Source organism: Achromobacter sp. 1014246743, from assembly GCF_059760725.1.
In genome coordinates this window covers 1-25,315 of sequence record NZ_JCBANA010000068.1, presented here as the reverse complement: position 1 = coordinate 25,315, position 25,315 = coordinate 1, and the positions used below count along the sequence as shown (strand labels likewise).

The 25,315-nt window shown below is 68.3% G+C and carries 22 protein-coding genes; 13 read left to right on the top strand and 9 right to left on the bottom strand.

Annotated elements, in window-relative coordinates; translation table 11 throughout:
- Positions 1-73: 73 nt before the first annotated feature.
- Positions 74-3,328, bottom strand: coding sequence for an ankyrin repeat domain-containing protein (locus AC6LJ2_RS23950; protein WP_498152325.1), 3,255 nt, complete (start codon positions 3,326-3,328; stop codon positions 74-76).
- 111 nt (positions 3,329-3,439) lie between these two features.
- Positions 3,440-4,807: an exodeoxyribonuclease VII large subunit gene (xseA, locus tag AC6LJ2_RS23945; RefSeq protein WP_263910982.1), complete on the bottom strand. Its 1,368-nt coding sequence runs from the start codon at positions 4,805-4,807 to the stop codon at positions 3,440-3,442.
- Between the two features lie 352 nt (positions 4,808-5,159).
- Between xseA and AC6LJ2_RS23940 the strand changes: the two genes are divergently transcribed.
- The 3 genes from AC6LJ2_RS23940 to lpxK are packed head-to-tail and all read left to right on the top strand — an operon-like array spanning position 5,160 to position 7,227.
- The gene (locus tag AC6LJ2_RS23940) at positions 5,160-5,777 is read left to right on the top strand and encodes a MotA/TolQ/ExbB proton channel family protein (protein WP_263910983.1); all 618 of its coding nucleotides are present in this window, start codon (positions 5,160-5,162) and stop codon (positions 5,775-5,777) included.
- Positions 5,774-6,187, top strand: coding sequence for an ExbD/TolR family protein (locus tag AC6LJ2_RS23935; RefSeq protein WP_025135832.1), 414 nt, complete (start codon positions 5,774-5,776; stop codon positions 6,185-6,187). The genes AC6LJ2_RS23940 and AC6LJ2_RS23935 overlap by 4 nt, the downstream gene beginning before the upstream one ends.
- On the top strand, positions 6,184-7,227 hold the full coding sequence (gene lpxK / locus AC6LJ2_RS23930) for a tetraacyldisaccharide 4'-kinase (protein ID WP_263910985.1): 1,044 nt from the start codon (positions 6,184-6,186) through the stop codon (positions 7,225-7,227). Before AC6LJ2_RS23935 ends, lpxK begins: the two co-directional genes overlap by 4 nt.
- Before the next feature lie 16 nt (positions 7,228-7,243).
- Here lpxK and AC6LJ2_RS23925 read toward each other — a convergent pair whose 3' ends face one another.
- Entirely contained in the window at positions 7,244-9,469 is a 2,226-nt protein-coding gene (locus tag AC6LJ2_RS23925; RefSeq protein ID WP_498152324.1) for an IgaA/UmoB family intracellular growth attenuator, read from the bottom strand.
- 178 nt (positions 9,470-9,647) lie between these two features.
- Between AC6LJ2_RS23925 and AC6LJ2_RS23920 the strand changes: the two genes are divergently transcribed.
- The 7 genes from AC6LJ2_RS23920 (at position 9,648) to rpsT (ending at position 15,719) form a co-directional block, all read left to right on the top strand.
- Positions 9,648-9,830: a Trm112 family protein gene (locus AC6LJ2_RS23920; protein WP_006384001.1), complete on the top strand. Its 183-nt coding sequence runs from the start codon at positions 9,648-9,650 to the stop codon at positions 9,828-9,830.
- Positions 9,831-9,841: 11 nt separating this feature from the next.
- Positions 9,842-10,606: a 3-deoxy-manno-octulosonate cytidylyltransferase gene (gene kdsB, locus AC6LJ2_RS23915; protein WP_263910987.1), complete on the top strand. Its 765-nt coding sequence runs from the start codon at positions 9,842-9,844 to the stop codon at positions 10,604-10,606.
- A 92-nt stretch (positions 10,607-10,698) separates the two neighbouring features.
- A complete protein-coding gene (adk, locus tag AC6LJ2_RS23910) occupies positions 10,699-11,355 on the top strand; it encodes an adenylate kinase (RefSeq protein ID WP_263910989.1) in 657 nt (218 codons plus the stop codon).
- A 146-nt stretch (positions 11,356-11,501) separates the two neighbouring features.
- Positions 11,502-12,260: a 3-hydroxyacyl-CoA dehydrogenase gene (locus AC6LJ2_RS23905; protein WP_175191903.1), complete on the top strand. Its 759-nt coding sequence runs from the start codon at positions 11,502-11,504 to the stop codon at positions 12,258-12,260.
- A 117-nt stretch (positions 12,261-12,377) separates the two neighbouring features.
- Positions 12,378-13,937, top strand: a complete 1,560-nt coding sequence (gene murJ, locus AC6LJ2_RS23900) for a murein biosynthesis integral membrane protein MurJ (protein WP_263910991.1) — start codon at positions 12,378-12,380, stop codon at positions 13,935-13,937.
- A gap of 195 nt (positions 13,938-14,132) precedes the next feature.
- Positions 14,133-15,119, top strand: coding sequence for a FecR domain-containing protein (locus AC6LJ2_RS23895; protein WP_445656889.1), 987 nt, complete (start codon positions 14,133-14,135; stop codon positions 15,117-15,119).
- Between the two features lie 336 nt (positions 15,120-15,455).
- Positions 15,456-15,719 carry a 30S ribosomal protein S20 gene (gene rpsT / locus AC6LJ2_RS23890; protein WP_006396042.1) on the top strand — a complete coding sequence of 88 codons (264 nt, stop codon included), beginning with the start codon at positions 15,456-15,458 and terminating at the stop codon, positions 15,717-15,719.
- A 152-nt stretch (positions 15,720-15,871) separates the two neighbouring features.
- Here rpsT and AC6LJ2_RS23885 read toward each other — a convergent pair whose 3' ends face one another.
- The gene (locus AC6LJ2_RS23885; RefSeq protein ID WP_445656890.1) at positions 15,872-16,786 is read right to left on the bottom strand and encodes a LysR family transcriptional regulator; all 915 of its coding nucleotides are present in this window, start codon (positions 16,784-16,786) and stop codon (positions 15,872-15,874) included.
- A 115-nt stretch (positions 16,787-16,901) separates the two neighbouring features.
- On the opposite strand from AC6LJ2_RS23885, the gene lysA reads away from it, so the two are divergent.
- Entirely contained in the window at positions 16,902-18,134 is a 1,233-nt protein-coding gene (gene lysA / locus AC6LJ2_RS23880; RefSeq protein ID WP_498152323.1) for a diaminopimelate decarboxylase, read from the top strand.
- Between the two features lie 30 nt (positions 18,135-18,164).
- Here the strand turns inward: lysA and garL are convergent, their stop codons facing one another.
- The 5 genes from garL to AC6LJ2_RS23855 all read right to left on the bottom strand — a co-directional run bounded on the left by garL (position 18,165) and on the right by AC6LJ2_RS23855 (position 23,042).
- Positions 18,165-18,932 (bottom strand): 2-dehydro-3-deoxyglucarate aldolase, encoded by a 768-nt coding sequence (gene garL / locus AC6LJ2_RS23875; protein ID WP_498152322.1) that lies wholly within the window; start codon positions 18,930-18,932, stop codon positions 18,165-18,167.
- Between the two features lie 11 nt (positions 18,933-18,943).
- A complete protein-coding gene (locus AC6LJ2_RS23870) occupies positions 18,944-19,945 on the bottom strand; it encodes a Bug family tripartite tricarboxylate transporter substrate binding protein (protein WP_263910998.1) in 1,002 nt (333 codons plus the stop codon).
- 124 nt (positions 19,946-20,069) lie between these two features.
- Positions 20,070-21,176 (bottom strand): Ldh family oxidoreductase, encoded by a 1,107-nt coding sequence (locus tag AC6LJ2_RS23865; RefSeq protein WP_498152321.1) that lies wholly within the window; start codon positions 21,174-21,176, stop codon positions 20,070-20,072.
- 49 nt (positions 21,177-21,225) lie between these two features.
- On the bottom strand, positions 21,226-21,939 hold the full coding sequence (locus AC6LJ2_RS23860) for a FadR/GntR family transcriptional regulator (RefSeq protein WP_263911217.1): 714 nt from the start codon (positions 21,937-21,939) through the stop codon (positions 21,226-21,228).
- Positions 21,940-22,076: 137 nt separating this feature from the next.
- Entirely contained in the window at positions 22,077-23,042 is a 966-nt protein-coding gene (locus AC6LJ2_RS23855) for a dihydrodipicolinate synthase family protein (protein WP_498152320.1), read from the bottom strand.
- Positions 23,043-23,195: 153 nt separating this feature from the next.
- On the opposite strand from AC6LJ2_RS23855, the gene AC6LJ2_RS23850 reads away from it, so the two are divergent.
- Positions 23,196-24,197: a Bug family tripartite tricarboxylate transporter substrate binding protein gene (locus tag AC6LJ2_RS23850; RefSeq protein ID WP_445656893.1), complete on the top strand. Its 1,002-nt coding sequence runs from the start codon at positions 23,196-23,198 to the stop codon at positions 24,195-24,197.
- Positions 24,198-24,270: 73 nt separating this feature from the next.
- The gene (locus tag AC6LJ2_RS23845; RefSeq protein ID WP_498152319.1) at positions 24,271-25,242 is read left to right on the top strand and encodes a Bug family tripartite tricarboxylate transporter substrate binding protein; all 972 of its coding nucleotides are present in this window, start codon (positions 24,271-24,273) and stop codon (positions 25,240-25,242) included.
- Positions 25,243-25,315 lie beyond the last annotated feature (73 nt).

Below are 25,315 nucleotides of genomic sequence, written 5' to 3'. Positions count from 1 at the left end.
GCGAGGATACCGCGTTAACCCCGCGGCGGCGCGGGGTTAAGAGGTATGTGTTTATGACCACCGCACGTAAACGCTACTCTTTCTCATATCGCAGTTCACGCCCCCCCTGCGAGGCCGTCAAGGCGCCATCGTCATGCAATGCCAATGTCATGTGCAAGGGGGTCAGGCTGGCGGATTCGGGCACGTCCAGATCCACGCGCACGGCCCGCGCCTGGGCATCCAGCTTGCTGATGTCGACGTCGTGCCAGCGCGCGCCGGAAGGCAGCGGCACGTACACGGCAAGGGCCTTGAGCTGGCCGGCCTCGATCGGTGCGCTGACGCCGCTGGCCCCTTCCGATTGCTTGGGCGCGCCAGCGAAATCGGCAGTGGCCGACGACATGGCCACGTCGACCTTGACCGGCCTGCCCTGGTAGTAGACGCGCACGGTCATGCCATCGCCCTGGGCTGGCAACGTATCGGCACGCACGCCGGCAATGGCGGAAAACGGCTGGATCGGCGGCGTGTCCAGATGGAGGCGCTTGCCGTCGCTGCGCCATTGGCCGCTGGCTTCGATGTCGACCGCGCCGTAGCTCATCAGGTATTGGAAGCGGCCGTCTTCGGTCAGCAGCAACTCACTGCCCACTTCGCGCATGCCGCGCAGATAGTAGTGGCCGGCAAGGCGGGCCGCGGACCGGGCGGCGCCCTTGCTGGCGGCGGGTGCGGGCGGGCACGCTTGCTTGACGGCCACGCCGGCGGCCTGCAACGTGGCCGCAAACGCCGGCGCGGATTGGCAGGCGAGCGTCTGCAAGAACGACTGCCTCTGCGGCGCGGCAGCGCCATCGAAGCGCGCCTGGTAGCGCGCCAGCAGCGCCAGCATCGCGGGCTGTCCGGTTTCCAGGGCGACCCATGCGGGGCTGCGATCGCGCCCATCCGCCGTATCCGCGCTGGCGCCCGCGGCAAGCAGGGCGTCGGCAAGGTCGGCGCGTCCGGTCTGGATGGCGGCGACCAGCGGCGTCTCGCCGCTTTCGCCGCGCGCGTCGAGCGAGGCGCCCGAGGCCTTCAGGCGCGACAGCACGTCGATGACGGTGTCGCGGCGGGCGACCACCAGTTGCCGATCACGCAACAAGGCGGACAGCAGCCGCTGCGGCAACGCCTCGCCCGCTTGCACGCAGTCGCCGTGCGCGCCGGTAAAGCCCGCCGCCTGCAATTGCGCGAAATAGCCGGGCTGGTCCAGCAAGGCATATTCGCCGCCCTCGGGCAGGCAGGCGGCGGCAAGCGTTTGCCCGCTGCCCTCTGCGACCCGATTCACGGTCTTCATGTCGCCGGCCGCCAGCGCCGCATTCAAGAGCGCATAACGGGCCGGCGCGCGCGGCAGGCGCGGATCATCGAGCTTGGCGCCGGCACGCAGCAGGCGTTCAAGCACGGCGCCATTGCGGCTGGCGACCGCCCAATACAAGGCGCTGCGCCCTTCCGGCGCCAGGCCCAGCGGATCTGCGCCCTTGGCCAGCAGCGCGTCGACCATCGCGGGCTGGTTCGACGTGACGGCCACCATCAGGGGCGGCACGCCGTTGCGATCGAAGGCACCGTCCTGCGTGGCGACGGCGTTGGCCGGCGGATTGACGGGCACGCCGGCGTCCATCAGATACGTTGCCATCGCGGCGTCGCCGTTTTCCAGCGCCTGGCGGATCGCACCGGCGTCCAGCGTTTTCGGGTCCAGGCCCGCATCGACCAGTTGCCGCAACAGCGCGGCGCCTTGCTTGCCGGGTTGGCGCAAGGCCTGCTGGACGGGCGAATGCGCCGGGTCGGCCAGCAGCGCCTGCAGGGCCTCGCGCGGCGTTGCCGCCAGCAGGTCACGCAGCAGCGCAGGGTCATCGGCTTCGATGGCGCGTTCGAGCGCCGTCTTGCGATCGTAGCCCTGGCGCAGCAGCGCGGGGTTGGCTCCGGCCGCCAGCAACGCCCGCGCGGCCTCCCGCTGCCGGGCCTGCACCGCGTCGGCCAGCGGTGTGTCGCCGTATTGTTCCGCGCTATCGCCCTCGACCGGCGCGCCCAACGCCAGCAGGCGCTTGACCGTCGCCACGTCGCCCTTGCCCGCGGCCAGGTTCAGGATCGGCCGGGTATCGGCCTGCATGCGGACGAACACCGCCGTGTCGTTGCTGGTCTGCGGGCCACGCTGGCTGAACGGCATACCGGCGCGCAGCAGCAGCTCGGCGATGTCGCCATGCCCGGCGACCACGGCGGCCTGCGCCGCATCCAGCCAGAGATCGATGTCGCCCGTTTCGCCGTAGCCCGTGGCCGGCGTCGTGCGCGGGCCCATTTCCCTCAGCGCGGACACGGCGCCCGCGTTGCCGGTGTAGGCGGCCAGCGCGAGCGGGCTGATGCCATCGCCATAGGCCGGTCGGGTGCCGGTAGCGGCCAGCGCCCGCACCACGTCGGCGCCTTCGGTCAGTTCCACCAGCGCCGGCCACGCCAGGTAATCCGCGGCAAAGCGTGGCTTGCCCTGCGCATCCTTGAGCGCACTGCGCGTGACGTCGTCGTCGTGGTCATCGACATAGGCAAAGGGGCGCGGAGCGCCGGCCTTGAGCAGTGCCAGCACCATGCGCGTGGTGTCCTGGCGGTCGACCAGACGCGGCAGATAGGTCATGCGCACCGCGAATTCGAAATCGCGGTTGAGCAGGAAGTCGAGCGGGCTGCGGTTGTCATCACCGCGCTGGTCCGCGCGGGCACCGGCCGCGAGCAGCATGTCCAGGATGCCGGGCGACCCGTACAGCAACGCCAACTGCACCGGCGAACGGCGCGATTCGTAGGTGATGTCGTTCAGGGGAGGCTGGGTGGCCAGCAGGGCCGCCAGCATGCGGGTGCGCGCCGGCAAGGCGTCGCGATGGGCCTGGCGCAATCGCGCCGCTTCGTCCGCGGGCATGTCCCAATACACGTGCTTGCTGCGCGGCCACGGCGGCGTCAGCAGCGCATGCAGCAGCGGTACGCCTTCGAGCGCATAGTCGCCGGGCCGGGCCACCTTGGCCAGGGCCGTGGTGAAAGCGGCTTCGTCGCCCGCCTCGACCGCGGCGAACAAGGCGCGGGTGTCAGCCGTATCGGCCGCCTTGTAGTCGCGGTAGGGCGAGTTGCAATCGCAGCTGTCCTTGCCGCCGGGCGCGGGGCGGGCGGCAGGCGGCTGGGCCGCGCCGGCGCGAGTTTCGGTCTTGCTGGCCGCCTTGGCCTTGTCAGGCCCCTGGGCCTGCGCGGTCGAGGCAAGCCCGACGGCGCCCAGCGATAGCGTCGCGGCCAGAAGGCCGGTCAGCGCGGCAGCCGGACGCGTGCCGCGCCGGCCCTTGCGTGGTGTCTTTTGCTGCATGGTTCCACCCCAGGCTGATCGTTGCGCAGGCGATGTTGCCACACAATCCGGCGCACGCCACGTCGCTCGACCGGATTGCACATACCAACCGGAAAGCGTAAGGCAAGCGCGTCAGGAAGCGTCGCGCGTCTTGCGCACCTGCGTGACATCGACCTTGGCGCCGCCGTGTGCAAAGCTCAGATCCAGGCCCTGCCCCGGCGCCAGGTCGGCGGCATCGCGCACGATGCGGCCGTCGGCATCGCGGGCAATGGCATAACCGCGGGCCAGCGTGTTGCCCGGGTCCAGCGCGCGCAGTTGCGCGCTGGCCGCAGCCAGGCGGTTGCGGCGTTGCACCAGCAGGCGCGCATGCGCCTGGCCGAGCTGCCGCGTCACGCCGGCCAGGCGGTCGGCGGCGCGGCCCGTGTCGGGCACGCGATGCGCCAGGCGCTGCGCCAGCAGATTGACGCGCGCGTTGCGGCGCGCCTGCGGACCGGCCCAGGCTGAAGCCAGGCGATAACCCAGGCTGTTCAGGCGTTCACGCTGATGTTCGAGGCGCTGGGCCGGCGACACCAGCTGCGCGCTGGCGCGGTCCAGGCGCTGGGCGGCGCGTTCCAGGCGGCGCTGCTGGCCGCGGGCCATGGCCTGGGCACACGCCATGACGCGGCCCAGCAGGTCCGAACGCGGCACGCAGGCCAGTTCGGCCGCCGCCGTGGGGGTGGGCGCGCGCACGTCAGCCACGAAATCCGCGATGGTGAAATCGGTTTCGTGGCCGACGCCGCTGATGACCGTGATGGCACTGGCGGCAACTTCACGGGCCAGGCCTTCGTCGTTGAAGCTCCAGAGGTCTTCGATGCTGCCACCGCCGCGCACCAGCAGCAGCGTGTCGACTTCGGCCCGCTCGTTGGCCAGGCGCACCTGGGCGGCCAGCCGGGCGGCGGCGTCCGCGCCCTGTACCGGCGCCGGGTAGATGATGACCGGCACCTGCGGCGCGCGGCGGGCCAGCGCGGACAACACGTCGCGCAGGGCTGCGGCGTGCAGCGAAGTCACCACGCCGATGGCTCGGGGCAGCGGCACCGGGTCGCGCTTGCGCGCCGGATCGAACAGCCCCTCGGAAGCCAGTTGTTCCTTCAGGCGCAGGAAGGCCTCGTACAGGTTGCCGATGCCCGCGCGGCGCATGGCGTCGACCTGCAATTGATAGTCGCCCCGCGGCTCGTACAGCGATACCCTGGCCCTGATTTCGACCTGGTCGCCGGCCCGCGGCACGAAGCCGACCGCACTGGCGCGGCCCCGGAACATGACTGCCCGCACCGAGGCGCGGCTGTCCTTGAGCGTGAAGTACCAATGCCCGGAAGCCGCCTGCGTGAAGTTGGAAATCTCGCCGCGCACCCACAGCGCCGGGATGCTGCGCTCCAACAACTGCCCCACTGCTTGGTTCAGCTGGGCAACTGTCAGGATATCCCGCGCAAATACGTTGTTTGTGACTGCAAGTTCAATTGTCATAAGGCTTTCCGATGCGTACCTGTCCACAGGGCATACGTAGCGGGCCGCAATGATACCGCGTTCAGGCATTTTTGCAGCCGCTGGCCCGAAAGCCAGCAAATTCGGCACAACCCACTGTTTTTTATAGGTTTTTTATAAAATCAGCGCTGCTCGAATGTGAAGCAAACAAGCGCAACCCCTGTGCCCACAAGCGTTCCAACGAAGTTTTGCACAGAATTATCCACAGTTTCTGTGGATAGCTTTGGCGGTCACCCGCCCTTGCCACAACCCCGCCGCGCCGTTACAGTTTCGGCTTGATCAGATGCTGGACGAGGCCGTGCGCCCCGCCCCGGCGCACCTGGAGTTGACCGCTTTGCTTTCCATCTTGCGCGAGGCCGGCTGGCCGATCTGGCCCCTGCTGGCGACGTCCGTGCTGGGTCTTGCGCTGATATTCGAGCGCTTCCTGTCGCTGCGCCGCAGCCAGGTCCTGCCGCGCGGGCTGAACGAACAAGTGGCCGACATGCTGCGCAACCACCAGGACACCCCCGAGGCCCTGAACCGCCTGGAACGCAATTCCCCGCTGGGCCGGGTGCTGGCCGAGGTCATGCGCCACCGCCACCTGCCGCGCGAAGAACTGCGCAGCGTGGTCGAAGACACCGGCCGCGCGGTCGCCCACGATCTCAGCCGCTACATTCCCGCCATCGGCACCATTGCCGTGGTGGCCCCGCTGATGGGCCTGTTCGGCACCGTGGTCGGCATGATCGAGATCTTCGGTTCGTACACGCCCGGCGGCGGCGATCCCGCCCAACTGGCGCGCGGCATCTCCATCGCCCTGTACAACACCGGCTTCGGCATTCTCATCGCCATTCCCGCCATGATCGCCCACCGCTACCTGCGCGGCCGGGTCGACGGCTACCTGAACGCCATGGAACTGTCCGCCTCGCGGCTGGCGCGCGCCGTGGCGCCCGCCCCGCGCGAGGGGCGTTCATGAATTTCCGGGGCTCCCGGGGCGACCGCGACGAGCTGGACATCAACCTGATTCCGCTCATCGATGTCCTGCTGGTCATTCTCATCTTCCTGGCGGCAACCACCTCGTTCGCCCGCTTCACGCAGCTGAAAGTCACGCTGCCGCAAGCTTCCGCAGACCAGGAAACCCCGCCTGCACTGGAGGTCGCGGTCAGCCAGGACGGCCGCTATGCGCTGAACGGCACGCTGATCGACGTCTCGACGCCGCCGGAAATCGCCGACGTGCTGCGCCAGGCCGCCGCCGGCAAACCCGAAGCGCTGGTGGTCATCAACGCTGACGCCCAGGCCACCCACCAGTCCGTGATCAACGTCATGGAAGCCGCCCGGCTGGCCGGCATCGCCCGCGTCAACTTCGCCGCCCAGACTGCCCGGTGAGCGCGCGCCCGTCCAAGGCCTCGCTGCTCGCCCGCCAATGGCAGCACGGCGGCTGGCTCTCCACCCTGCTCTTGCCGCTGTCCGCGCTGACCGCCCGCGTGGTGGCGGACAAGCGCGCGCGCTATCGCGACGGCCGTAAGCAGGCCTACCGCGCGCCGGTGCCCGTGGTGGTGATCGGCAACATCTATGTGGGCGGCACCGGCAAGACGCCGATGGTCATCGCCACCGTGCAAGGCCTGCGCGCCCGCGGCTACACGCCGGGCGTGGTCAGCCGCGGCTACGGCGTCAAGCTCGGCCCCGAGGCGCGCGTGGGACAAGGCGAACTGGCCGCGGCCGAATTCGGCGACGAGCCGGCCCTGATCGCGCGCGCCACGGGCGCCCCGGTGTCGGTGCACCCGCGCCGCCCGCTGGCCGCCCAGGCGCTGTTGCGGGCCCACCCCGAGGTGGATGTGATTGTCTCGGACGACGGCCTGCAGCACCTGGCACTGGCGCGTGACATCGAAATCGTGGTGCAGGATGCCCGCGGCGTGGGCAATGGCCGGCTGCTGCCCGCCGGACCGCTGCGCGAGCCGGCCAGCCGGCTGCGCGAGGTGGACGCGGTCATCACCAATATCGGGCTGCCCGATGGCCGCCCCGCGGTCTCGTCCCGTGATCGCCCCCGCCAGGTCGCGATGTGGCTGGAACCCGGCGACGCCCGCCAGATCGAAGGCGGCGCGGTACGCCCGCTGGCCACCTTCGCCGGCCAGCCGGGCGTGGCGGCCGCGGCGGGCATCGGCAATCCTGAACGCTTCTTTTCGACCTTGCGGGCGCAGGGCATCACGCTTGACGCCACGATGCCGCTGCCCGACCACCACGATTATGCGGCATCGCCATTCCAGGCCCTGACGGCGCAGACGGTGCTGGTGACCTCCAAAGACGCGATCAAATGCGCCGCCTTGCACGACGCGCGCCTGTGGGAAGTGCCGGTGCAGGCCGGCTTTTCCGACCCGCAGTTGTTCGACTGGCTGGCGCAAGCGCTGCGCCAGCCCATCGCGTCCTAGGACCTGACGCGCGGTTTCAGAAAAACGCCGGCTTGGCCGCGCTGCGGCGGCGGGCGTATTCCTCCAGATTGCGTCGACGCACACCGGCGGCGCGCCAACGCACCAGTGCCAGCGGCAGGTGCACGGCCACCAGCAGGACCGCCAGGACCAGCCACAGCACGCGCGCGGCCGCCGGCCAGGGGTCGGCCAGCGAACGCCAGGCATCGATGCCGATGACGGGCGCGCCCGACGCGTCGCGATCCACTGCCGTCACCAGGCCGACGACCTCGAACGGCATGGCGCCGTCGGCCGACATCATCGCCACCTGGCGCTGCCATGCCAGCAGCACGTCCGGCATCAACTCGCGCTCCAGCGGCTGCGGCAACTGCGCGTAGGGACCGGACCTGACTTGCAGCACGACGCCGCCGCGCTGGCGTTCCGTCAGGCTGCGTGCCGACTGGTCGATGGCGGCCTGCACCACGGGCTGCATGCTGGACTTGGCCAGGTTGCGCATGCGCTCGGCGTGACGCGTCAGGAATACACCCTCGTCCGCGTTGCCCTGCCGCTTGAAGGCGCCATCGCGCGCCAGCGTGAACAGTTCGAGCCAGTTGGCGGGTTCGTCGCGGGTCAGCATCAGCGTGTCGGCCATTTCGGCCTTCATGCGGTCGCAGTCGGCGATCGCCTGGCCGGTCGCAGCCTCGCAGGCCTGTTCGATGGTGAGTACGGTATTGGTGAGCCGGGTCACCGTCAGCGCCGACACGTTGCGCGCGTTGTAGGCGGCCAGCGGATTGCCCGCCATGCTGTTGTAGATCTGGCTGCGCACCAGCATGTCCATCATGGGATTGGGCCGCGTCTTGAGAAAGGCGCCCGAATACAGTTGCAGCACCGCCGGGTCCAGGCGCAGTTCATCGGCCGACGCGGCATCCCCCTGCCAGCGCAGGCGTTCGCAATCGAACTGCAACACGTCCGGCCGGTAGTCGTCGGGCCGGAACTGGCACCGGCCCTGGCCGCGCAACGACACCATGTCGCCGACGGCCGGCAGGTCCTGCGCCAGGGCGGCGGCCGACGCATAGGCGCGCGGCTCGGCGCCGCGCAGCCAGGCGGCCGTCTGGGCGATATCGCCTTGCAGGCTGCCGCCCGGGGTGGACAGCAACATGGCCAACGCCACGCCGCCCAGCAGGCCGGCGAGCGTCAGCGTCACGTGCCGGCCCCAGAACACCGGCGGATACAGGCGCTGCTCTTCATCCACCGAATAATGGCTGCCCAGGCGCAGCACCGCGTAATCCTCGACCCGCAGGTCCAGGTCCACCCGGCCGTCGTCGGGCAGTTCCAGATTGGCGCGCCAGTGGTCCGGCAGCGTGACCGGCAGCTTGTCGCCCAGGAACAGTTGCGTCGATACCGCTTGCGCATTGGCCGGGTTGGTCAGCACGATGGCATTGAGCTCGCCGCGCGCGCGGTTGACCTTCTGCGGCGCCCCCGGCGACCGGCGGCGCCAGGTCAGCCACAACGCCAGCAAGGCCGGCGCAGCCGCGGCGGCCAGCCAGGGCGTGCCGCCGCCCACCCCGGCAATACCGAGGCAGACGAACGTGACGACCCACCACAGCGCCGGCCAGAAGCCGATGCCGGGCGGGCAGCGCTGGGCGATCTCGGCTGGCGTCTCGTCGCGCTGGCTCAGGATCTCGACCCGCATCGCGTCCGCGAACTCGCGTTCGGCCTCGGCATCGGGCCCCGCCACATCGGCATCGACCACGTCCTGCAATGCGCCCAGCTTGCCGCCGGCCCACTGCTGGTTCTGCTTCTGGCGGCGGACATCGCGCTCGCGGCCGCCCGCCAGGTCGAATTCGCCGTTCAGGGCCACCACGATGGCGAACTTCTCCGTCATCGCGACTTCGGCCTGATTGTCTTCACGCAGGTAATCGCGGGCGTCGTACGGCAGCACTACGTCCACGCCCCCCAGCGTGTCGTGCAGCGTCGCCGTCCCCTGGCCGCTCTCCAGCCCATGGCGCACGAAGGCGCCGCGCAGGGGGAACACCCCGTCGCCAAGCAACTGGGCGGTTTTCTTGGGATTTGCCGGGTGAACCAGGAACGGCTGCACCAGCGCCTGTTCCTCGGCGCTGAGACGGCGCAGGGGCTGCCCTTCTTGCTTGAGTTCGCGCAGTGCGCTCTTGTTGTCGCTGCGGCGAACCATATAGGTAATGCCGCTGATGACCGACCAGATCAGGATGATGAGGAACAATCCGATCCGAAGGGTGTTGGAATCCATCGCTAGCCTCTTTCTAAGAATCGCCGCGGATCATAGCCATGATCCGTCCCGAAATAGGTAGCGCCCGCGTCAAAACATGACAATAATTAACAAGCTACGCAATCAAGGCTGTTTTTTGCGCGCCGCCGAACGGCCCATCACGGGCTGGCGGCACCCAAACTGTTTTAGAATCCCGGTCATGGAATCCCGCCTTCTCGACATTCTCGTCTGCCCCCTGTGCAAGGGCCGCCTCGAACACGACCGGACCCAGGCCGAACTGGTCTGCCGCGCCGACCGCCTGGCGTTCCCGCTGCGCGACGGCATTCCCGTCATGCTTGAATCCGAGGCGCGCTCGCTGGACGACGCCCCCGCATCTTCCTGATCCGCCCTCCCGTGAGCTTCATCGCCCTGATCCCGGCGCGGACCGCCTCGACCCGCCTGCCCGACAAGCCGCTGGCCGACATCGCCGGCAAGCCGATGGTGGTGCGTACGGCCGAGCGCGCCGCGCAGTCCGGCGCCTCGCAGGTGTATATCGCCACGGACGACGCGCGCGTGCAGGCTGCCGCCCAGGCCCATGGCCTGCAAGCGCTGATGACCCGCGCCGACCACCCCACCGGCACCGACCGGCTGGCCGAAGCGGTCGAACAGCTCGGCCTGCCCGACGACGCGGTGGTGGTGAACGTGCAGGGCGACGAACCGCTCATCGAACCCGACCTCATCGACGCCGTCGCGGCCCGCCTGATTGCCAGCCCCGAGGCCGACATCGCCACCTGCGCCAGCCCGCTGGCTGACGCCCAGGCGCTGTTCAACCCCAATGTCGTGAAGCTGGTGTGCGCGGCCGATGGCCGCGCCCTGTATTTTTCGCGTGCGCCGATCCCCTGGGCGCGCGACGCGCTGGCCGGCGGCGAACGCGTGCTGGCCGACGGCCTGCCCGCCTGGCACCACATCGGCCTGTATGCCTACCGTGTGTCGTTCCTGCGCCGCTACCCGACCCTGCCGCAAGGCGCGCTGGAACGGTTCGAGTCGCTGGAGCAACTGCGCGCCATGGAACATGGCCACGTCATCGTCGTCCATCGGGCGTCGCACCCTCCGGCCGCCGGCGTAGATACCCCGGCCGATCTGGAACGCGTTCGATTGATCTATAGCAAACGGATATAAGGGTTATTTCGCATGGCGCAGCTCCGCATAGGCTGCTGCGTTGCGGCATAATCGCTCGGACCACAAAAATTAAACCCCATTCAGGAGCACTCATGCGTCTCATCTTGCTCGGACCTCCCGGCGCCGGCAAAGGCACTCAGGCCGCGTTTCTCACCCAGCACTTCGGCATTCCCCAGATTTCCACCGGCGACATGCTGCGCGCAGCGGTCAAGGCCGGCACGCCCCTGGGCATTGAAGCCAAGAAGGTCATGGACGCGGGCGGCCTGGTCTCGGATGAGATCATCATCGGCCTCGTGCAAGACCGCCTGAAGCAGCCCGACTGCGCCAACGGCTATCTGTTCGACGGTTTCCCCCGCACCATCCCGCAGGCCGACGCGCTCAAAAGCGCCGGCGTCAAGCTGGACTACGTGGTGGAAATCGAAGTCCCCGAAGAAGACATCATCGAACGCATGAGCGGGCGCCGCGTGCACCAGCCCAGCGGCCGCAGCTACCACGTGCGCTTCAACCCGCCCAAGGTCGAAGGCAAGGACGACGTCACTGGCGAAGACCTGATCCAGCGCGACGATGACCGCGAGGACACCGTGCGCAACCGCCTGAACGTCTACCGCCAGCAGACCCGTCCGCTGGTCGACTACTACTCGTCGTGGGCGCAGCAGCACCCCGCCGACGCGCCGAAGTATCGCAAGATCTCGGGCGTGGGCGCCGTCGACGAAATCAAGTCGCGCCTGTTCGAAGCCGTCAAGAGCTGACCGGCGCTTTGATGGCACAGGGCCTTCGGCGCCGGCCGGACGCAAAGCGTCCCGGCGCGGTCCCGAAGGCCCTGTCGCATCCGGCGCCCGTCGCGTCTTTTCGTTCCCCCGTTTTCATCCCTTGAATTTGATCTGGTGGTAGAGACATGGAAATCGCAAACAAGGTATTCATCGTGACAGGCGGCGCATCCGGCCTGGGCGCCGGCACCGTGCGCATGCTGGTGGCCAACGGCGCCAAGGTCGTCATCGCCGACCTGCAGGACGGTCCCGGCGAAGAACTGGCCAAGGAGCTGGGCCAGCGCTACGTGCATTGCGACGTGACGCAAGAGGCCGACGGCCAGCGCGCCGTGGCCGCGGCGAAAGAACTGGGCACCCTGTTCGGCCTGATCAACTGCGCCGGCGTGGCGCCTGCCGCCAAGATCGTCGGCAAGAACGGCGCGCACCCGCTGGACCTGTTCCAGAAGGTCGTGTCGATCAACCTGATCGGCAGCTTCAACATGATGCGCCTGGCCGCCGAGGCCATGAGCGCCAATACGCCCGAGCCGACTGGCGAGCGCGGCGTCATGATCAATACGGCGTCGGTTGCCGCATTCGACGGCCAGATCGGCCAGGCGGCCTACGCCGCGTCCAAGGCCGGCGTGGCCGGCATGACCCTGCCGATCGCCCGCGACCTGGCCAAGACCGGCATCCGCTGCATGACGATCGCCCCGGGCATCTTCGGCACGCCGATGATCTTCGGCATGCCCCAGGAAGTGCAGGATTCCCTGGCCGCCAGCATCCCCTTCCCCGCCCGTTTGGGCCGCCCGGAAGACTATGCCAAACTGGTCCAGAGCATCATCACCAATGACATGCTCAACGGCGAGACGATTCGCCTGGACGGCGCCATCCGGATGCCTCCGAAATAGTGTCCCCACGCTTCGCCCTCTCCGAGGGCTCTCTGCCCCCCAAGGGGGCTTTTTTCCCTTGGGGCGGCCCGGCGGGAAAAAGCCTTCTTATCGGGACAGCTTTTTTGTAGCAATCCCATGAGCCTGTTCCGTTCGGCGGCCACCGTCAGCAGCTTTACGCTGCTGTCGCGCATTTCCGGCCTGATCCGCGACATCCTGGTGGCCCGCGCTTTTGGCGCCGGGCCCATCACGGATGCCTTCTGGGTCGCTTTCCGCATTCCCAACCTGCTGCGGCGGCTGTTCGCCGAAGGCGCGTTCGCCCAGGCGTTCGTGCCGATCCTGGGCCATGCCCGCAACAGTCGGTCCGAAGACGAGGTCCGCACGCTGCTTGACCGGGTCGCGTTGCTGCTGACGGCGGCCCTGATGGCGATCACGCTGATCGGCATCATCGCCGCGCCCTGGGTGGTGTCCGCCATGGCCAGCGGCCTGCGCGGGGCCGCCCGCGATACGGAATTCGGCGCGGCCGTCTGGATGACGCGGATGATGTTCCCCTACATCTTCTGCATGTCGCTCATTGCCTTCGCCTCGGGCGTGCTCAACACCTGGCGCCGCTTCGCCGTGCCGGCCTTCACGCCCGTGCTGCTGAACCTGTCCATGATCGCCGCCTGCATCTGGCTGGCGCCGCGCATGGACGTGCCGGTGTACGCGCTGGCCATCGGCGTCATGATCGGCGGCGTGGCCCAACTGGCCGTGCAGTGGGTGGCGCTGGCGCGGCTGGGCATGACGCCGCGCTTTTCGCTGCGCTTTCGCCAGGCCTGGGCCGACCCCACGGTGCAGCGCATCCTCAAGCAGATGGCGCCCGCCACGCTGGGCGTGTCGGTGGCACAGATCTCGCTGCTCATCAACACCAACATCGCCACCTGGCTGACGCCGGGCAGCGTCACCTGGCTGTCGTTCGCCGACCGCCTGATGGAATTCCCCACTGCGCTGCTGGGCGTCGCGCTGGGCACCGTGCTGCTGCCCAGCCTGTCCGCAGCGCACGCCCGCGACGACCACGGCGGCTACAGCGCGCTGCTGGACTGGGGCCTGCGGCTGGTGCTGCTGTTCGGCCTGCCGGCCGCGGTGGGCATGGCGCTGCTGTCCGATGGCCTGGTGGCCACGCTGTTCCACTACGGCGCCTTTTCGGCGCAGGACGTGCTGCAGACCCGCCTGGCCGTGATTTCCTACTCCGCCGGCCTGATCGGCCTGTTGGCCGTCAAGATCCTGGCGCCAGGCTTCTATGCCAAGCAGGACATCCGCACCCCCGTGAAGATCGCCATCGGCGTGCTGGTCCTGACGCAATTGATGAACCTGGCGCTGGTGCCGTTGATGGCCCATGCGGGCCTGGCGCTGGCGATCGGCCTGGGTGCCTGCCTGAACGCGCTGGCGCTCCTGATCGGCCTGCGCCGCCGCGGGGTTTACCAGCCCACGCCCGGCTGGGGCCGTTTCGCGCTGCGGCTGGTGCCCGCCCTGGCCGGGCTTGCCGCGCTGCTCGTCTACGCCGATGGCCGTATTGACTGGATCGGGCTGCAGGCCCATTCGGGCCAGCGCGCCCTGTGGCTGGCAGGCGTGCTGGTCGCCTGCAGCGCGGTGTACTTCGGTCTGTTGTTACTGTTTGGGTTCCGTCCCCGAGACTTTGGACGACGCCCGGCGAAGTAATTCCTCGTCTAAACGACCCATCCTCCTTAAAAAGCCGGCTTTCGCCGGCTTTTTTTACTTTCAAGCCGTCAAGAATTGACAATAACCCGGTAATCTTTGGTAAAAAACCTTTATTATTTACAAATTGCCATCGAAAGGATTCCCGCCCGGCAACAAGGGCAGGGAGATGAAGTGACGTACGCCCAAGGACACCCCATGGCGGACCAAGTGATCAATTGGTTGCTGCTGCTGCGCTCAGGTAAAGCGACAGCGCAGGACTACAACGATTTCCTGGCGTGGCGAGCAGCCGACCCTTTGCATGAGAATGCCTGGCAACAATTGACGGGCACGCTGGCAGGGTCGAATTTTGGCCGGTTGGGCGATGCCTATCCGGCCGGCTATGCCACGACGGCGACCCAGCCGCCGATTCCGCCTTCGCCCCCCTCCGCCGCCGCGGCCTCCGCCGACGTCGTCGTGCCGCCACGCCGCCGATTCCTGGCCGGCTCGCTGGCGCTCGCCAGTGCCGGCGCCTGTGCCGCGTACGTGGGCAACGCGTTTTATCCGCTGAACAATGTCGCGGCCGACGCCGCTACCGCCACCGGAGAACGCCGCCGCTACATCCTGTCCGACGGCAGCCAACTGCTGCTGGATGCCCGCAGCCGCGTCAACCTGGATTTCACGCCCGCCTATCGCCAGGTGCGCCTGCTGGATGGCGCCGTGACCGTTTCCGTCGCCCCTGACGCCCGCCGCCCCTTCCTGGTCCAGACCGCCGAAGGCACGGTGCGCGCGCTGGGCACCCGCTACATGGTGCGCCAGCAGGCCCAGCGCACGGTGGTGGTGGTGCATGAACACGAAGTGGTAGTGGAAACCATGGCCGGCGCCCACGGCATCGTGCGCGCCGGGACGGGTGCGCGCTTTGACGCGTCGCGTATCGACACCCCGCGCGCCGAACTGATGGCCGAGGCCGCCTGGGAAGCCGGCTGGGTCGACGCCCGCGGCCGCCCGCTGGCCGAGGTGGTCGCGGCCTTGCGCCCCTACCGCAGCGGCACCCTGCGCGTGTCCATGGCCGCCGGCGGCCTGCCGGTGTCCGGCCACTTTCCGCTGGACGACACCGACGCCGCGCTGAGCGCATTGCAGGACATGATGCCCATCCATGTCCGCCGTTATACGCCCTGGTTCGTCTCGATCAACGTCGCGACCTGACCACGCCCGCTGACGCGGGCCTGTAACGAAAGGCCACTTCGTTGTATACTGAGCACCGTGTTTTTATCCAGTAGGCGCAATAAGGCTTGACTCGGAAACTCGGGGCGCAACCCGGCAAGGATTTTCCCCAACAGTGAACGGGTATCCAGCCAGCGGGCCAGCCAGGGGTTTTCAGCCAGGGTTCTCCAACCCCGGTTCAGCCTCAGGGGTTCCCCCCCGCAGCGCCCCCCGCCCGGTTGACGGGCGCTCCATCGGCAGACGTGGCATTTAAAGCTTGCAATCCCCCAGGGACTTGCTAAAATGTTCGACTTTGCCGAATTCAACTTATATAGCAACATGGCCAATACCGCCCAAGCCCGCAAGCGCGCTCGCCAATCCGTTGAGCGCAACAAGCACAATTCCAGCCTGCGCTCGATGCTGCGCACCGCCATCAAGCGCGTTCGCCAATCCATCGCCGCCGGCGACAAGGCTGCGGCTGGCGAAGTGTTCCAGAAGGCGTCGAGCGTGATCGATCGCGTGGCTGACAAGAACATCATCCACAAGAACAAGGCCGCTCGCCACAAGAGCCGCCTGGCTGCCGCCATCAAGGCGCTGGCCTAAGCCATTCTGCCGCCCTGCTTAGCGGGGCGTCATGAATACGGCAAATGAAGAAGGATGCCCCAGGGCATCCTTTTTTGTTGCCTGCGCGCGGCAAGTCTTCGCAGGGTTGCCTGCACATTGTGGCTTGACCGGGGCGGCCTGCACTGATCCGCTCAGTCGCCTCGCATGGCCAACCGGGTGCGGATCTGCGTGGCCTCGTCGCGCAATGAGGCGGTAAAGGCATCCACCAGCGGATTCTTGGGGCGGTGTTCCGGAAACACCAGGTTCACCCGGAACGGAAACGAACGCCGCAGCGGCCGGATGTGCAGGCCGCGGCCAATGAAATCCAGCGCGGTCAGCGGGTTGACGATGGCCAGGCCCAGGCCCTGGCGTACGAAGGTGCACACCGACACCGCCGTGGGCGTTTCGATGATGGCGCGCCGCAGGATGCCCTGCGCCGCAAAGGCCTCGTCGATCTGGATACGGTAAGGGTCGCTGGACGACAGGCTGATGAACGGCTGACCCGCGAAATCGGCCAGTTCCAGCGCCTGCCGCGCCAACAGCGGATGGCCGTCGGGCAGCACGCAGACTTCGTCCACTTCGATCAGCAGTTCCAGCCGCGTGCCGGCGGGTTCGAGCTCGTGCTCGGTCAGCCCCAGGTCGTAGCGCTGGGCGGTCAGCCATTCTTCGAGAAAAGGGGATTCCTGCGCTTCCAGCGACAGGCTCACGCCCGGATGGCTGTCGCGAAAGCGCCGGAAGGCCCCGGGCAAGAGGGAATGCGAGAACGCCGGCAAGGCGATCACCGCCAGTTGCCCGTCCTGGAAGGACCGCAGGCGCGCCGCCGCGGACGCCACGCGTTCCAGGCCGGCATAGGACTGGCGGATTTCGTCGTACAGCGCCAGCGCGGGCATCGTGGGGCGCAGCCGCCCCCGAATGCGTTCGAACAGCGCGAAGCCGATGCTTTGTTCCATGCGCGCCAGTTCCCGGCTGACGGTCGGCTGCGAGGTGAACAGCAGGTCGGCAGCCTTGGTGACGCTGCCGGCGATCATCAGGGCGCGGAAGACTTCGATATGGCGGTGGGTGAGCATGGCGAACCCATATCAGGAATGAATCGATCTTGAATATCTAAGCATTTTACTGGATGACCTGAATGGGGCATGATGCCCGCCTGATTCCTCCCCCGAATACAAGGTCTGCCCCAGAATGGCTTTCGATCCGCGCCAACTCACCGAACTTGCCGCCCAGTACAGCACCCCGCTGTGGGTCTACGATGCCGCCGTCATCCGCGAACGCATCGCCCAGCTGCGCCGCTTCGATGTCATCCGCTACGCCCAGAAGGCCTGCTCCAACCTGCACATCCTGCGCCTGATGCGCGCCGAGGGCGTGATGGTGGACGCGGTGTCGCTGGGCGAGATCGAACGCAGCCTGGCCGCCGGCTATCAGCCCGAAGGCGAGCCTGCCGGCGTGGTGTTCACGGCCGACCTGATCGACCACGCCACCCTGGCCACGGTCATCAAGCACGGCATCACCGTCAATGCCGGTTCGCTCGACATGCTCGAGCGCGTGGGCCAGGCGGCGCCGGGCCATCGGGTCTGGCTGCGCATCAACCCGGGCTTCGGCCACGGCCACAGCAACAAGACCAATACCGGCGGCCCGCAAAGCAAGCACGGCATCTGGATCGACGACGTCGCGCAAGCCGTCGCCATCGTGCGCCGCCACGGCCTGAAGCTGGTGGGCATCCATATGCACATCGGCTCGGGCGTGGACTACGGCCACCTGTCCAGCGTGTGCGATGCGATGGTGGACGTGGTGGCCTCGCTGGACCACGACATCGAAGCCATCTCGGCCGGCGGCGGCCTGTCGATTCCCTACCGCGATGGCGAGCCGCGCATCGACTGCGATCACTACTTCGATCAATGGGATGCGGCGCGCAAGCGTATCGAGCAGCGCCTGGGCCATGAGGTTCGCCTGGAGATCGAGCCGGGCCGCTTCCTGGTGGCCGAAGCCGGCGCGCTGGTGGCCGAGGTGCACGCCATCAACCGCCGCCCCGGGCGCGACTTCGCGCTGGTGGACGCCGGTTTCAACGACCTGATGCGCCCCGCCATGTACGGCAGCTACCACCGCATCTCGGTGCATGCGCCGGACGGCAGCACGCCCCAGGGTGCGGCCGAGACGCGCATCGCCGTGGCCGGCCCGCTGTGCGAGTCGGGCGACGTGTTCACGCAGGATGCGGGCGGTGTCGTGTCCGACCAGGTCCTGCCGCAGCCGCGCATCGGCGACTTCATGGTGTTCCATAACGCCGGGGCCTACGGCTCGTCGATGTCTTCGAACTACAACAGCCGCCCGCTGGCCGCCGAAGTGCTGCTGGACAAGAACGAAGCGCGCCTGATCCGCCGCCGCCAGACGGTGGCCGATCTGCTGGCGCTGGAAGACTGAAACCCGCGCCCAGGCGCCCCGCAGGCATTTTCAGGTGGGAAACGCTTCGCGCAACGCGAAGGTGGCCTGCTTGAAGACGCCCAGGTCGGTACCCACCGCGACGAAGTGCATGCCCATGTCCAGGTAGCGGCGCGCGTCGGCCTGCACCGGCGCCAGGATGCCCACGGCCTTGCCCTGCGCGCTGACGCGCTGGTACAGGTGGCGGATGGCGTCCTGCACTTCCGGGTGGCCGGGGTTGCCCAGATGGCCCAGCGCGGCGGCCAGGTCCGACGGGCCGATGAAGACGCCATCCACGCCTTCGACCGCGGCGATCTCGTCGACCGCCTCGATGCCCGCGCGGCTTTCTATCTGCAGCAGCACGCAGATATTGTCGTTGATGGTCTTGAGGTAATCGGGCACGGTGCCGTAGCGGTTGCTGCGCTGCATGCCCGCCACGCCGCGAATGCCTTGCGGCGGATAGCGCGTGGCGGCCACGGCGCGGTGCGCGTCGTCTTCGGACTCGATGAAGGGAATCAGCAGGTTGTAGAAGCCGATGTCGAGCAGGCGCTTGATCTCGACCGGATCGTTCCAGGTGGGCCGGCCGATGGCGGCGCTGGCGCTGCCCTGCAGGGCCTGCAACTGCTGCAGGAACATCGGCACGGTGTTGGGCGAATGCTCGCCATCCAGCAGCAGCCAATCGAAGTCGGCCAGACCGGCTACCTCGGCGGTGATGTGGCTGGACATGCACATCCAGAAGCCGATCAGGCGCTCGCGGGCCAGGATGCGTTGGCGAAAGCGGTTGGGCAAGGGTGAAGTCATGAGTGCGGTCCTTAGTCCATGCGGGCGCCGGAGGCCTTGGCCGCCGCGCCCCATTTGGTGATTTCGGATTGGACGAAGGCCGAGAAGGCCTTCGGGTCGTCGCCCACCACCACGAAGCCTACGCTTTCCAGCTTCTGCCGGATATCCGGTGAAGCCAGGGCCTTGACGGTGGCCTGGTGCAGGCGCTGGATCACGGCAGGCGGCGTCTTGGCCGGCGCCGACAGGCCGAACCACGATTCGGCGGCGAAGCCCGGATAGCCCGATTCCGCCACGGTGGGCGTATCCGGATAGGCGGGATTGCGCTGCGCGCTGGCCACCGCCAGCGCCCGCAGCTTGCCGGCCTTGACCTGCGGCAGCAGGGAATCCTGGTTCAGGAACATCACGGACACGCGGCCGCCGATCATGTCGGTGATGGCCGCGGCGCCGCCCTTGTAGGGCACGTGCACGAGATCGATGTGGGCGGCCTGCTTGAGCATTTCCATGGCGAGGTGGCCCGACGAGCCGTTGCCCGAACTGGCATGGGTGTACTTGCCGGGGTTGGCGCGCACCAGCTTGATGAAGTCGGCAACGTTGGTGGCCGGGAAATCCATGTTGGCCACCAACACGTTGGGGCCGGTGGCCAGCAGCGAGATGTGCGCGAAGTCGCTGTCGCGGTACGGCATGTTCTGGTAGAGCGCGTAGCTGATGGCGTTGGACCCCACGCCGGACAGCAGCAGCGTGTAGCCATCGGGCTCGGCCTTGGCGACCCCGTCGGAACCGATGTTGCCGTTGGCGCCGCCCTTGTTTTCGACGATGACGCTCTGGCCCAGTTCCTTGGACAGCTCGGCGGCCAGCAGGCGCCCGACGGCGTCGGTGCTGCCGCCTGCCGGGAACGGCACGACCAGCTTGACCGTCCGGGTCGGCCACTTGTCGGACTGCGCCCACAGGGCGGCGGGGCACAGCGCGACGAGGGCGCTCGCCGCCAGCGCAGCCAGCCCCAGGCGCCGGCGACCCGGCGAAGTGTTCTCTTGCATGGTTTGTCTCCTTGTCGTTTTTTTCTAATACATGCCGCCCGGTGTCCGGGTCGGTGGGGGCCTCGCGCGCTACGGCTGGCGCAACGTGCGAAGAAAAAGCATCGCGGGCCAGGCCGCGTCCGGCTCAGTCCAGCAGATAGGGCGCGCCCGCGCGTTGGCAGAGTTCGCGCAGGCGCGTGGCCAGCGCGGCCGCAATGGGAATGCCGTGGACGCGGCGGCGTTCGCGCTCGGCGGTTTCCGGCTCGCCCGCCACCAGCACCGGCTCGTCGGGGTGCGCGGGCGGCGTGTCGTGCAGGGTGTCGATCAGGTCGTCCATGTCGGATTCGAACGACCCGGCGGCGCGGAAGGCATCGGGGTTGAGCGCCAGGAAGAAGTGGCCCACGTCGTCGGGTTCGCCCGGGCGCCGCGTGACGTTGCGACGCGCGGCCAGGGCGCTGCCGCTCAGGGTGCCGCCCAGGATCTGCGCCATCATGGCCAGGCCGTAGCCCTTGTGGCTGCTCATGGCCGCGGTGCCGCCCAAAGGCGTCAGGCCGCCCTCGGGCCGCTTGAAGATGAACTGCATGGCGCTGTCGGCCGCGGTGACCGGCTCGCCCTGCCCGTCGACCGCCCACCCCGCGGGCAGCGGCTTGCCCACGAAGTCGTAGACCTTGACCTTGTTGGCCGCGACGGTGGTGGTGGCCATGTCGAGCACGAAGGGCTCGTTGCTGGCGGCGGGTGCGCCGAACGCAATGGGGTTGGTGCCCAGCATGGGCATGGCGCCGCGCGTGGGCACCATGATGACGCCGTTGGCGCTGCTGGTCACCAGCCCCACCACGCCACGTTCGACCGCGATGCGCGCGTACACGCCGGCCGCGCCGAAGTGGTGCGAGTTGCAGACCGACACGGCGCCCACGCCGTGTTCCAGCGCCTTGTCCACGGCCAGGTTCATGGCCTGTGCCGACACCGGATAGCCCAGTCCGCCCATGCCGTCAAGCAATGCGCTGGCGCCGCCGTCGCGCACCAGCCGCGGCCGCGCGTCCAGCTTGAGCGAACCCGCGCGCCATTTTTCTTCATAGGCCGGCAACATCGAGATGCCGTGCGAGTCGATGCCGAGCAGATCGGTTTCGGCCATCAGGCCGGCGGTGACGGCCGCCAGGTCGGGCGCCATGCCCCAGGCCTGCAAGACCACCAGAATCTGTTCCCGCACCTGCCCCGCCGATGCCGCCGTGATTGCCGAACCCTTGCCTTGCACGCGAAGTCTCCTGTGATCTGTGGGGTGAGCCGGTCCGGTGTGCGGCGGGTCAATCGCGTTCGCGGTCGACCAGCCGGTGGCGAGCCTGGCCCAGGTGGAATTGCATGGCGACCCGGGCGCGCTCGCCGTCCTGGGCGCGGATGGCCTCGAGGATGGTGGCGTGTTCGTCCAGCACGCGCTGGGCGCGCTGGCGCGAGCCGGTGCGGGTCAGGTTGAGCGTGAGGCGCATGAAGCCGTTGATGGATTCATGGATGCTTTCCAGCACGCCCAGGTAGAAGTCGTTGCCGGTGGCCTCGGTGATGCTGGCATGGAACGCCAGGTCCATTTCGGCGGAGACCTCGCCGCGCGCCAGGCTGTCGGCGAACGCGGCGTGGGCGGCTTCGATCTTTTGCAGTTGCTCGTCGGTGCGGCGCAGCGCGGCCAGGCGGGCAGCGTCGCCTTCCAGGGCCACGCGCAATTCCTGCGCGCGCAGGTAGGCGCCCACGTTCTGCACGTCGCTGAAGGCGGTCAGGCGCGGTGCCGGCTGGTGGCTGACGAAGGTGCCCAGGCCCTGGTGCGCGGTAATGAGCCCGTCGGCGCGCAGGCGCAGCAGCGCTTCGCGCACCACTGGCCGCGAAACGCCGAAGCGCTCGGTGATTTCGTTTTCGGACGGCAGCTTATCGCCGACATTGAGCTTGCCCGAGACGATCTGCTCGAAGATCTGGCCGTAGAGCTGGTCGGCCAGGCGCACGCGGTGACCCCGTTCGAGCACCAGCGCGCCCATGGCGTCCGGCTCGGCAGACGCCTGCGGCGCGGCGGGGGGTGATGCTTTGGGTCGGGCCACGAAACCTCCTGGAACTGGGCGCAATGACAAAAGCGGTCATCGTACCGTCAATGCCACATGCGCCGCCATGGCGCGGCTTACGCCGCGGCTGTCTTCCTGTCCGAGATATTGCCGGCGACGTCGGCCGCCTCGCGATCCCAGGCCGCCAAGGCCCGCGCCACCGGCGCCACGCGTTCGCGTTCGGCGCTGGAAATGCCGGTCAGGAGCGGCAGCATCGGACCCATGTCGGCCACGCCGGACAGCGTCACCGCGTCATGCAGCACGCGGATCGGGCTGATGCCGTCACGGCAGTCTTCCAGGCCCAGGTAGTGCTGGCGCACCGACTCGGCTTCGTCGTAGCGGCCCGCGGCCAGCAGGTGCAGCAGGCGCATCGACCCGCGCGGCGCCACGCAGACCGAACCGGAAGTGAAACTCTTCAAGCCGAAATCGCGGTAATGGACGATGGCCGGGCGCTCGCCGATGCCGCTGACCACGCGGTTCGAATCCACCGCCTGCAGCAGCGCGGTCAGGTAGGCGTCACGCGCCGGGTCCTCACGCACCACGGCGTATTTGAAGGCCACGATGCGCCCTTCCTCGACCAGCCGCGCGGCGGTGGCCGGCGCCAGGTAGTCGGCCGACTTGATGTAGACCACGGCCGGCTTGGCCAACGCGTCGGTGAAGCGGCGCACGCCGTCGGCCAGGCCCGCATCGGTATAGGGAAACGACATCGGCAGCAGCATGCCCGTGGGAAAGGCGCGGCTGCGCAGGAGGCCGGCCTGGTCCATCATCTTGCCGAAGTCGGGGCCGACGGACGGCAGGATCCAGGTGTCCGGGCCCGCCAGCGCGGCCAGCATGTCCACGATGCGCGCGTATTCGCCCACGCCCACGTTGTAGAAATTGGCGTTGCCGCCGTACATCACATTGCGCACGCCGCCGGCCTCCAGGTGCCGCAACAAGGCCTGGTTGGCGGCCTCGTTCAAGGACAGGTCGGCATGGCGCGCCAGGGGCGGCACGGCGATGACGGAGCGCTGCAGATCCTGGACAGTGACCGGGGACGTTTTCATGGCGGGAAAGCTCCTGGCGGATCCCGTCGCCGGAATCCAGTTGTCAAATAAGTAAGGTGAAAAAAGTATACTTGGTTGACAAGTAAATGCTCAATACCTATATTCGTTTCACAAACGATGCGCGGCCACGCGCACACCAAGGAGACGAATTCCATGCATGCAGTCCCTGAGCGAGGCCGCCTGGCCCTTGCCGCCTGTCTGGCCGCGGCCGCCTTCCTGATACCGGCCGCGTCGGCCCACGCGGACTACCCCGAACGCGACGTCAGAATCATCGTGCCCTTCCCGGCCGGCGGCACCGCCGACATCGCCGCGCGCGTGGTGGCGGCGGAATTGGGCAAGTCCTGGGGCCGCGCGGTGGTGGTGGACAACAAGGCGGGCGCCGGCGGCAACGTCGGTTCCGGCGAGGCGGCCCGCGCCACGCCCGATGGCTACACGCTGCTGATGGGCACCGTCAGCACCCATGCCATCAACCAGTCCGTCTATGCCAAGCTGCCCTACGACCCGGTCAAGGACTTCCAGCCCGTCACCCTGGTGATCCCGGTGCCCAATGTGCTGGAACTGAACCCCGGCTTCGCCGACAAGCACGGCATCCGCAGCGTGGCCGACCTGATCAAGTACCTGAAGGCCAACCCCGGCAGCGTCAACATGGCCTCCACCGGCAACGGGACGTCCACGCACCTGTCCGGCGAGCTGTTCCAGACCATGACGGGCACGCGCATGACGCACGTGCCGTACAAGGGCAGCAGCCCGGCGCTGACCGACGTGATGGCCGGCTCGGCCGACCTGATCTTCGACAACCTGCCCTCGTCGATGGGCTTCATCAAGGGCGGCAAGCTGCGGCCGCTGGCGGTCACCACCGCCACGCGTTCGCCCGCGCTGCCCGATGTGCCGACGCTGGCCGAGGCCGGGGTGCCCGGCTATGAGGCGTCCAGCTGGTTCGGCCTGCTGGCCCCGGCGGGCACGCCGCCGCAGATCGTCGACAAGATCCAGCGCGACGTCGCCGCGGCCCTGCAACAGGAGCCGGTGCGCGCCCAGTTGCAGGCCCAGGGCGCCACGCCGTCCGGCAACACCCCCGCCCAGTTCACCCGGTTCATGGCGCAAGAGACCGTCAAGTGGGCCGAGGTGGTGAAGCAATCAGGCGCCAAGGTCGACTGACCCGCGCCGGTCCGGACCCGGCCGCCACGCGTGGGCGACGGGTTCTTCATCATCACGCGAACCAGGAGACAACATGAACAAACCCCTATGCGCGGTGGCGCTGGCCGCGGCCGCGCTGCTTGCCGGACCGGCGGCGCAGGCGGCCGGCTACCCCACCAAGCCCGTCACGATGATCGTGCCTTTCGTGCCCGGCGGCTCGTCCGACATCACGGCGCGCAGCGTCACGCCTGCCCTGTCCAAGGCGCTGGGCCAGACCTTCGTGGTCGAGAACAAGCCGGGCGCCAACAGCGCCATCGGCGCGCAGGCGCTGGCCCGCGCTACGCCGGATGGCTACACCATGATGGTCGGGTCGATCGGCACCTTCGCCATCAACGAGGCGCTGTACAAGAACCTGTCCTACAACCCCAGCAAGGACTTCGACTACCTGACGCAGGCGGTGCGCAACCCCAACGTGCTGGTGGCCTCGGCCGACTTCCCGGCCAGCACGGTGGCCGAACTGGTGGCCTACGCCAACAAGAACCCGGGCAAGCTGTCGTATGCGTCGTCGGGCACGGGATCGTCGGACCACCTGTCGGCGGTGCTGTTCCGCCAGCGCACCCAGACCACCGGCGTGGACGTGCCCTACCGCGGCGGCGGCGCGGCCATCGCCGACCTCATCGGCGGCCAGGTCAACGTGTCGTTCCAGAATCTGGGCGCGGTGCAGAACCACATCAAGGCCGGCAAGCTCAAGGCCCTGGCAATTACCGGCGATGCCCGCGCGCCGGACCTGCCCGACGTGCCAACGCTGGCCGAGGCCGGGATCAAGGACATGGTGGTGTATTCGTGGCAGGGCTTTGCCGTGCCCAAGGGCACGCCGCCGGCCGTGGTGCAGCAACTGACCCAGGCGCTGCAGGCCGCGCTGCGCGATCCGCAGACCGAGAAGACGCTGCAGGGCCTGGGCTTCGAGGTCGTGGCCAACACGCCGCAGCAGTTCACCGCCTTCCAGCAGGCCGAGGTCAAGCGCTGGAAAGAGGTGATCCAGAAGGCCAATATCCAGCTGGAATGACGCGAAGCGCGCCCGGCGCGGCCGGCATGCGCCGCGCCGGGCGTCCCGCTCTCAGCCGGATTCCAGGCAGGAT

Bases quoted from the DNA above. Each gene is read 5' to 3' on its own strand.
- AC6LJ2_RS23920 (WP_006384001.1), top strand. From the start codon at position 9,648: ATGGAATCCCGCCTTCTCGACATTCTCGTCTGCCCCCTGTGCAAGGGC.
- AC6LJ2_RS23850 (WP_445656893.1), top strand. From the start codon at position 23,196: ATGCATGCAGTCCCTGAGCGAGGCCGCCTGGCCCTTGCCGCCTGTCTG.
- AC6LJ2_RS23885 (WP_445656890.1), bottom strand. From the start codon at position 16,786: ATGCTCACCCACCGCCATATCGAAGTCTTCCGCGCCCTGATGATCGCC.
- murJ (WP_263910991.1), top strand. From the start codon at position 12,378: ATGAGCCTGTTCCGTTCGGCGGCCACCGTCAGCAGCTTTACGCTGCTG.
- garL (WP_498152322.1), bottom strand. From the start codon at position 18,932: ATGACTTCACCCTTGCCCAACCGCTTTCGCCAACGCATCCTGGCCCGC.
- AC6LJ2_RS23870 (WP_263910998.1), bottom strand. From the start codon at position 19,945: ATGCAAGAGAACACTTCGCCGGGTCGCCGGCGCCTGGGGCTGGCTGCG.
- AC6LJ2_RS23935 (WP_025135832.1), top strand. From the start codon at position 5,774: ATGAATTTCCGGGGCTCCCGGGGCGACCGCGACGAGCTGGACATCAAC.
- AC6LJ2_RS23860 (WP_263911217.1), bottom strand. From the start codon at position 21,939: ATGGGCGCGCTGGTGCTCGAACGGGGTCACCGCGTGCGCCTGGCCGAC.
- rpsT (WP_006396042.1), top strand. From the start codon at position 15,456: ATGGCCAATACCGCCCAAGCCCGCAAGCGCGCTCGCCAATCCGTTGAG.
- AC6LJ2_RS23905 (WP_175191903.1), top strand. From the start codon at position 11,502: ATGGAAATCGCAAACAAGGTATTCATCGTGACAGGCGGCGCATCCGGC.
- AC6LJ2_RS23855 (WP_498152320.1), bottom strand. From the start codon at position 23,042: ATGAAAACGTCCCCGGTCACTGTCCAGGATCTGCAGCGCTCCGTCATC.
- adk (WP_263910989.1), top strand. From the start codon at position 10,699: ATGCGTCTCATCTTGCTCGGACCTCCCGGCGCCGGCAAAGGCACTCAG.
- AC6LJ2_RS23950 (WP_498152325.1), bottom strand. From the start codon at position 3,328: ATGCAGCAAAAGACACCACGCAAGGGCCGGCGCGGCACGCGTCCGGCT.
- AC6LJ2_RS23925 (WP_498152324.1), bottom strand. From the start codon at position 9,469: ATGGATTCCAACACCCTTCGGATCGGATTGTTCCTCATCATCCTGATC.
- AC6LJ2_RS23895 (WP_445656889.1), top strand. From the start codon at position 14,133: ATGGCGGACCAAGTGATCAATTGGTTGCTGCTGCTGCGCTCAGGTAAA.
- xseA (WP_263910982.1), bottom strand. From the start codon at position 4,807: ATGACAATTGAACTTGCAGTCACAAACAACGTATTTGCGCGGGATATC.
- lysA (WP_498152323.1), top strand. From the start codon at position 16,902: ATGGCTTTCGATCCGCGCCAACTCACCGAACTTGCCGCCCAGTACAGC.
- AC6LJ2_RS23845 (WP_498152319.1), top strand. From the start codon at position 24,271: ATGAACAAACCCCTATGCGCGGTGGCGCTGGCCGCGGCCGCGCTGCTT.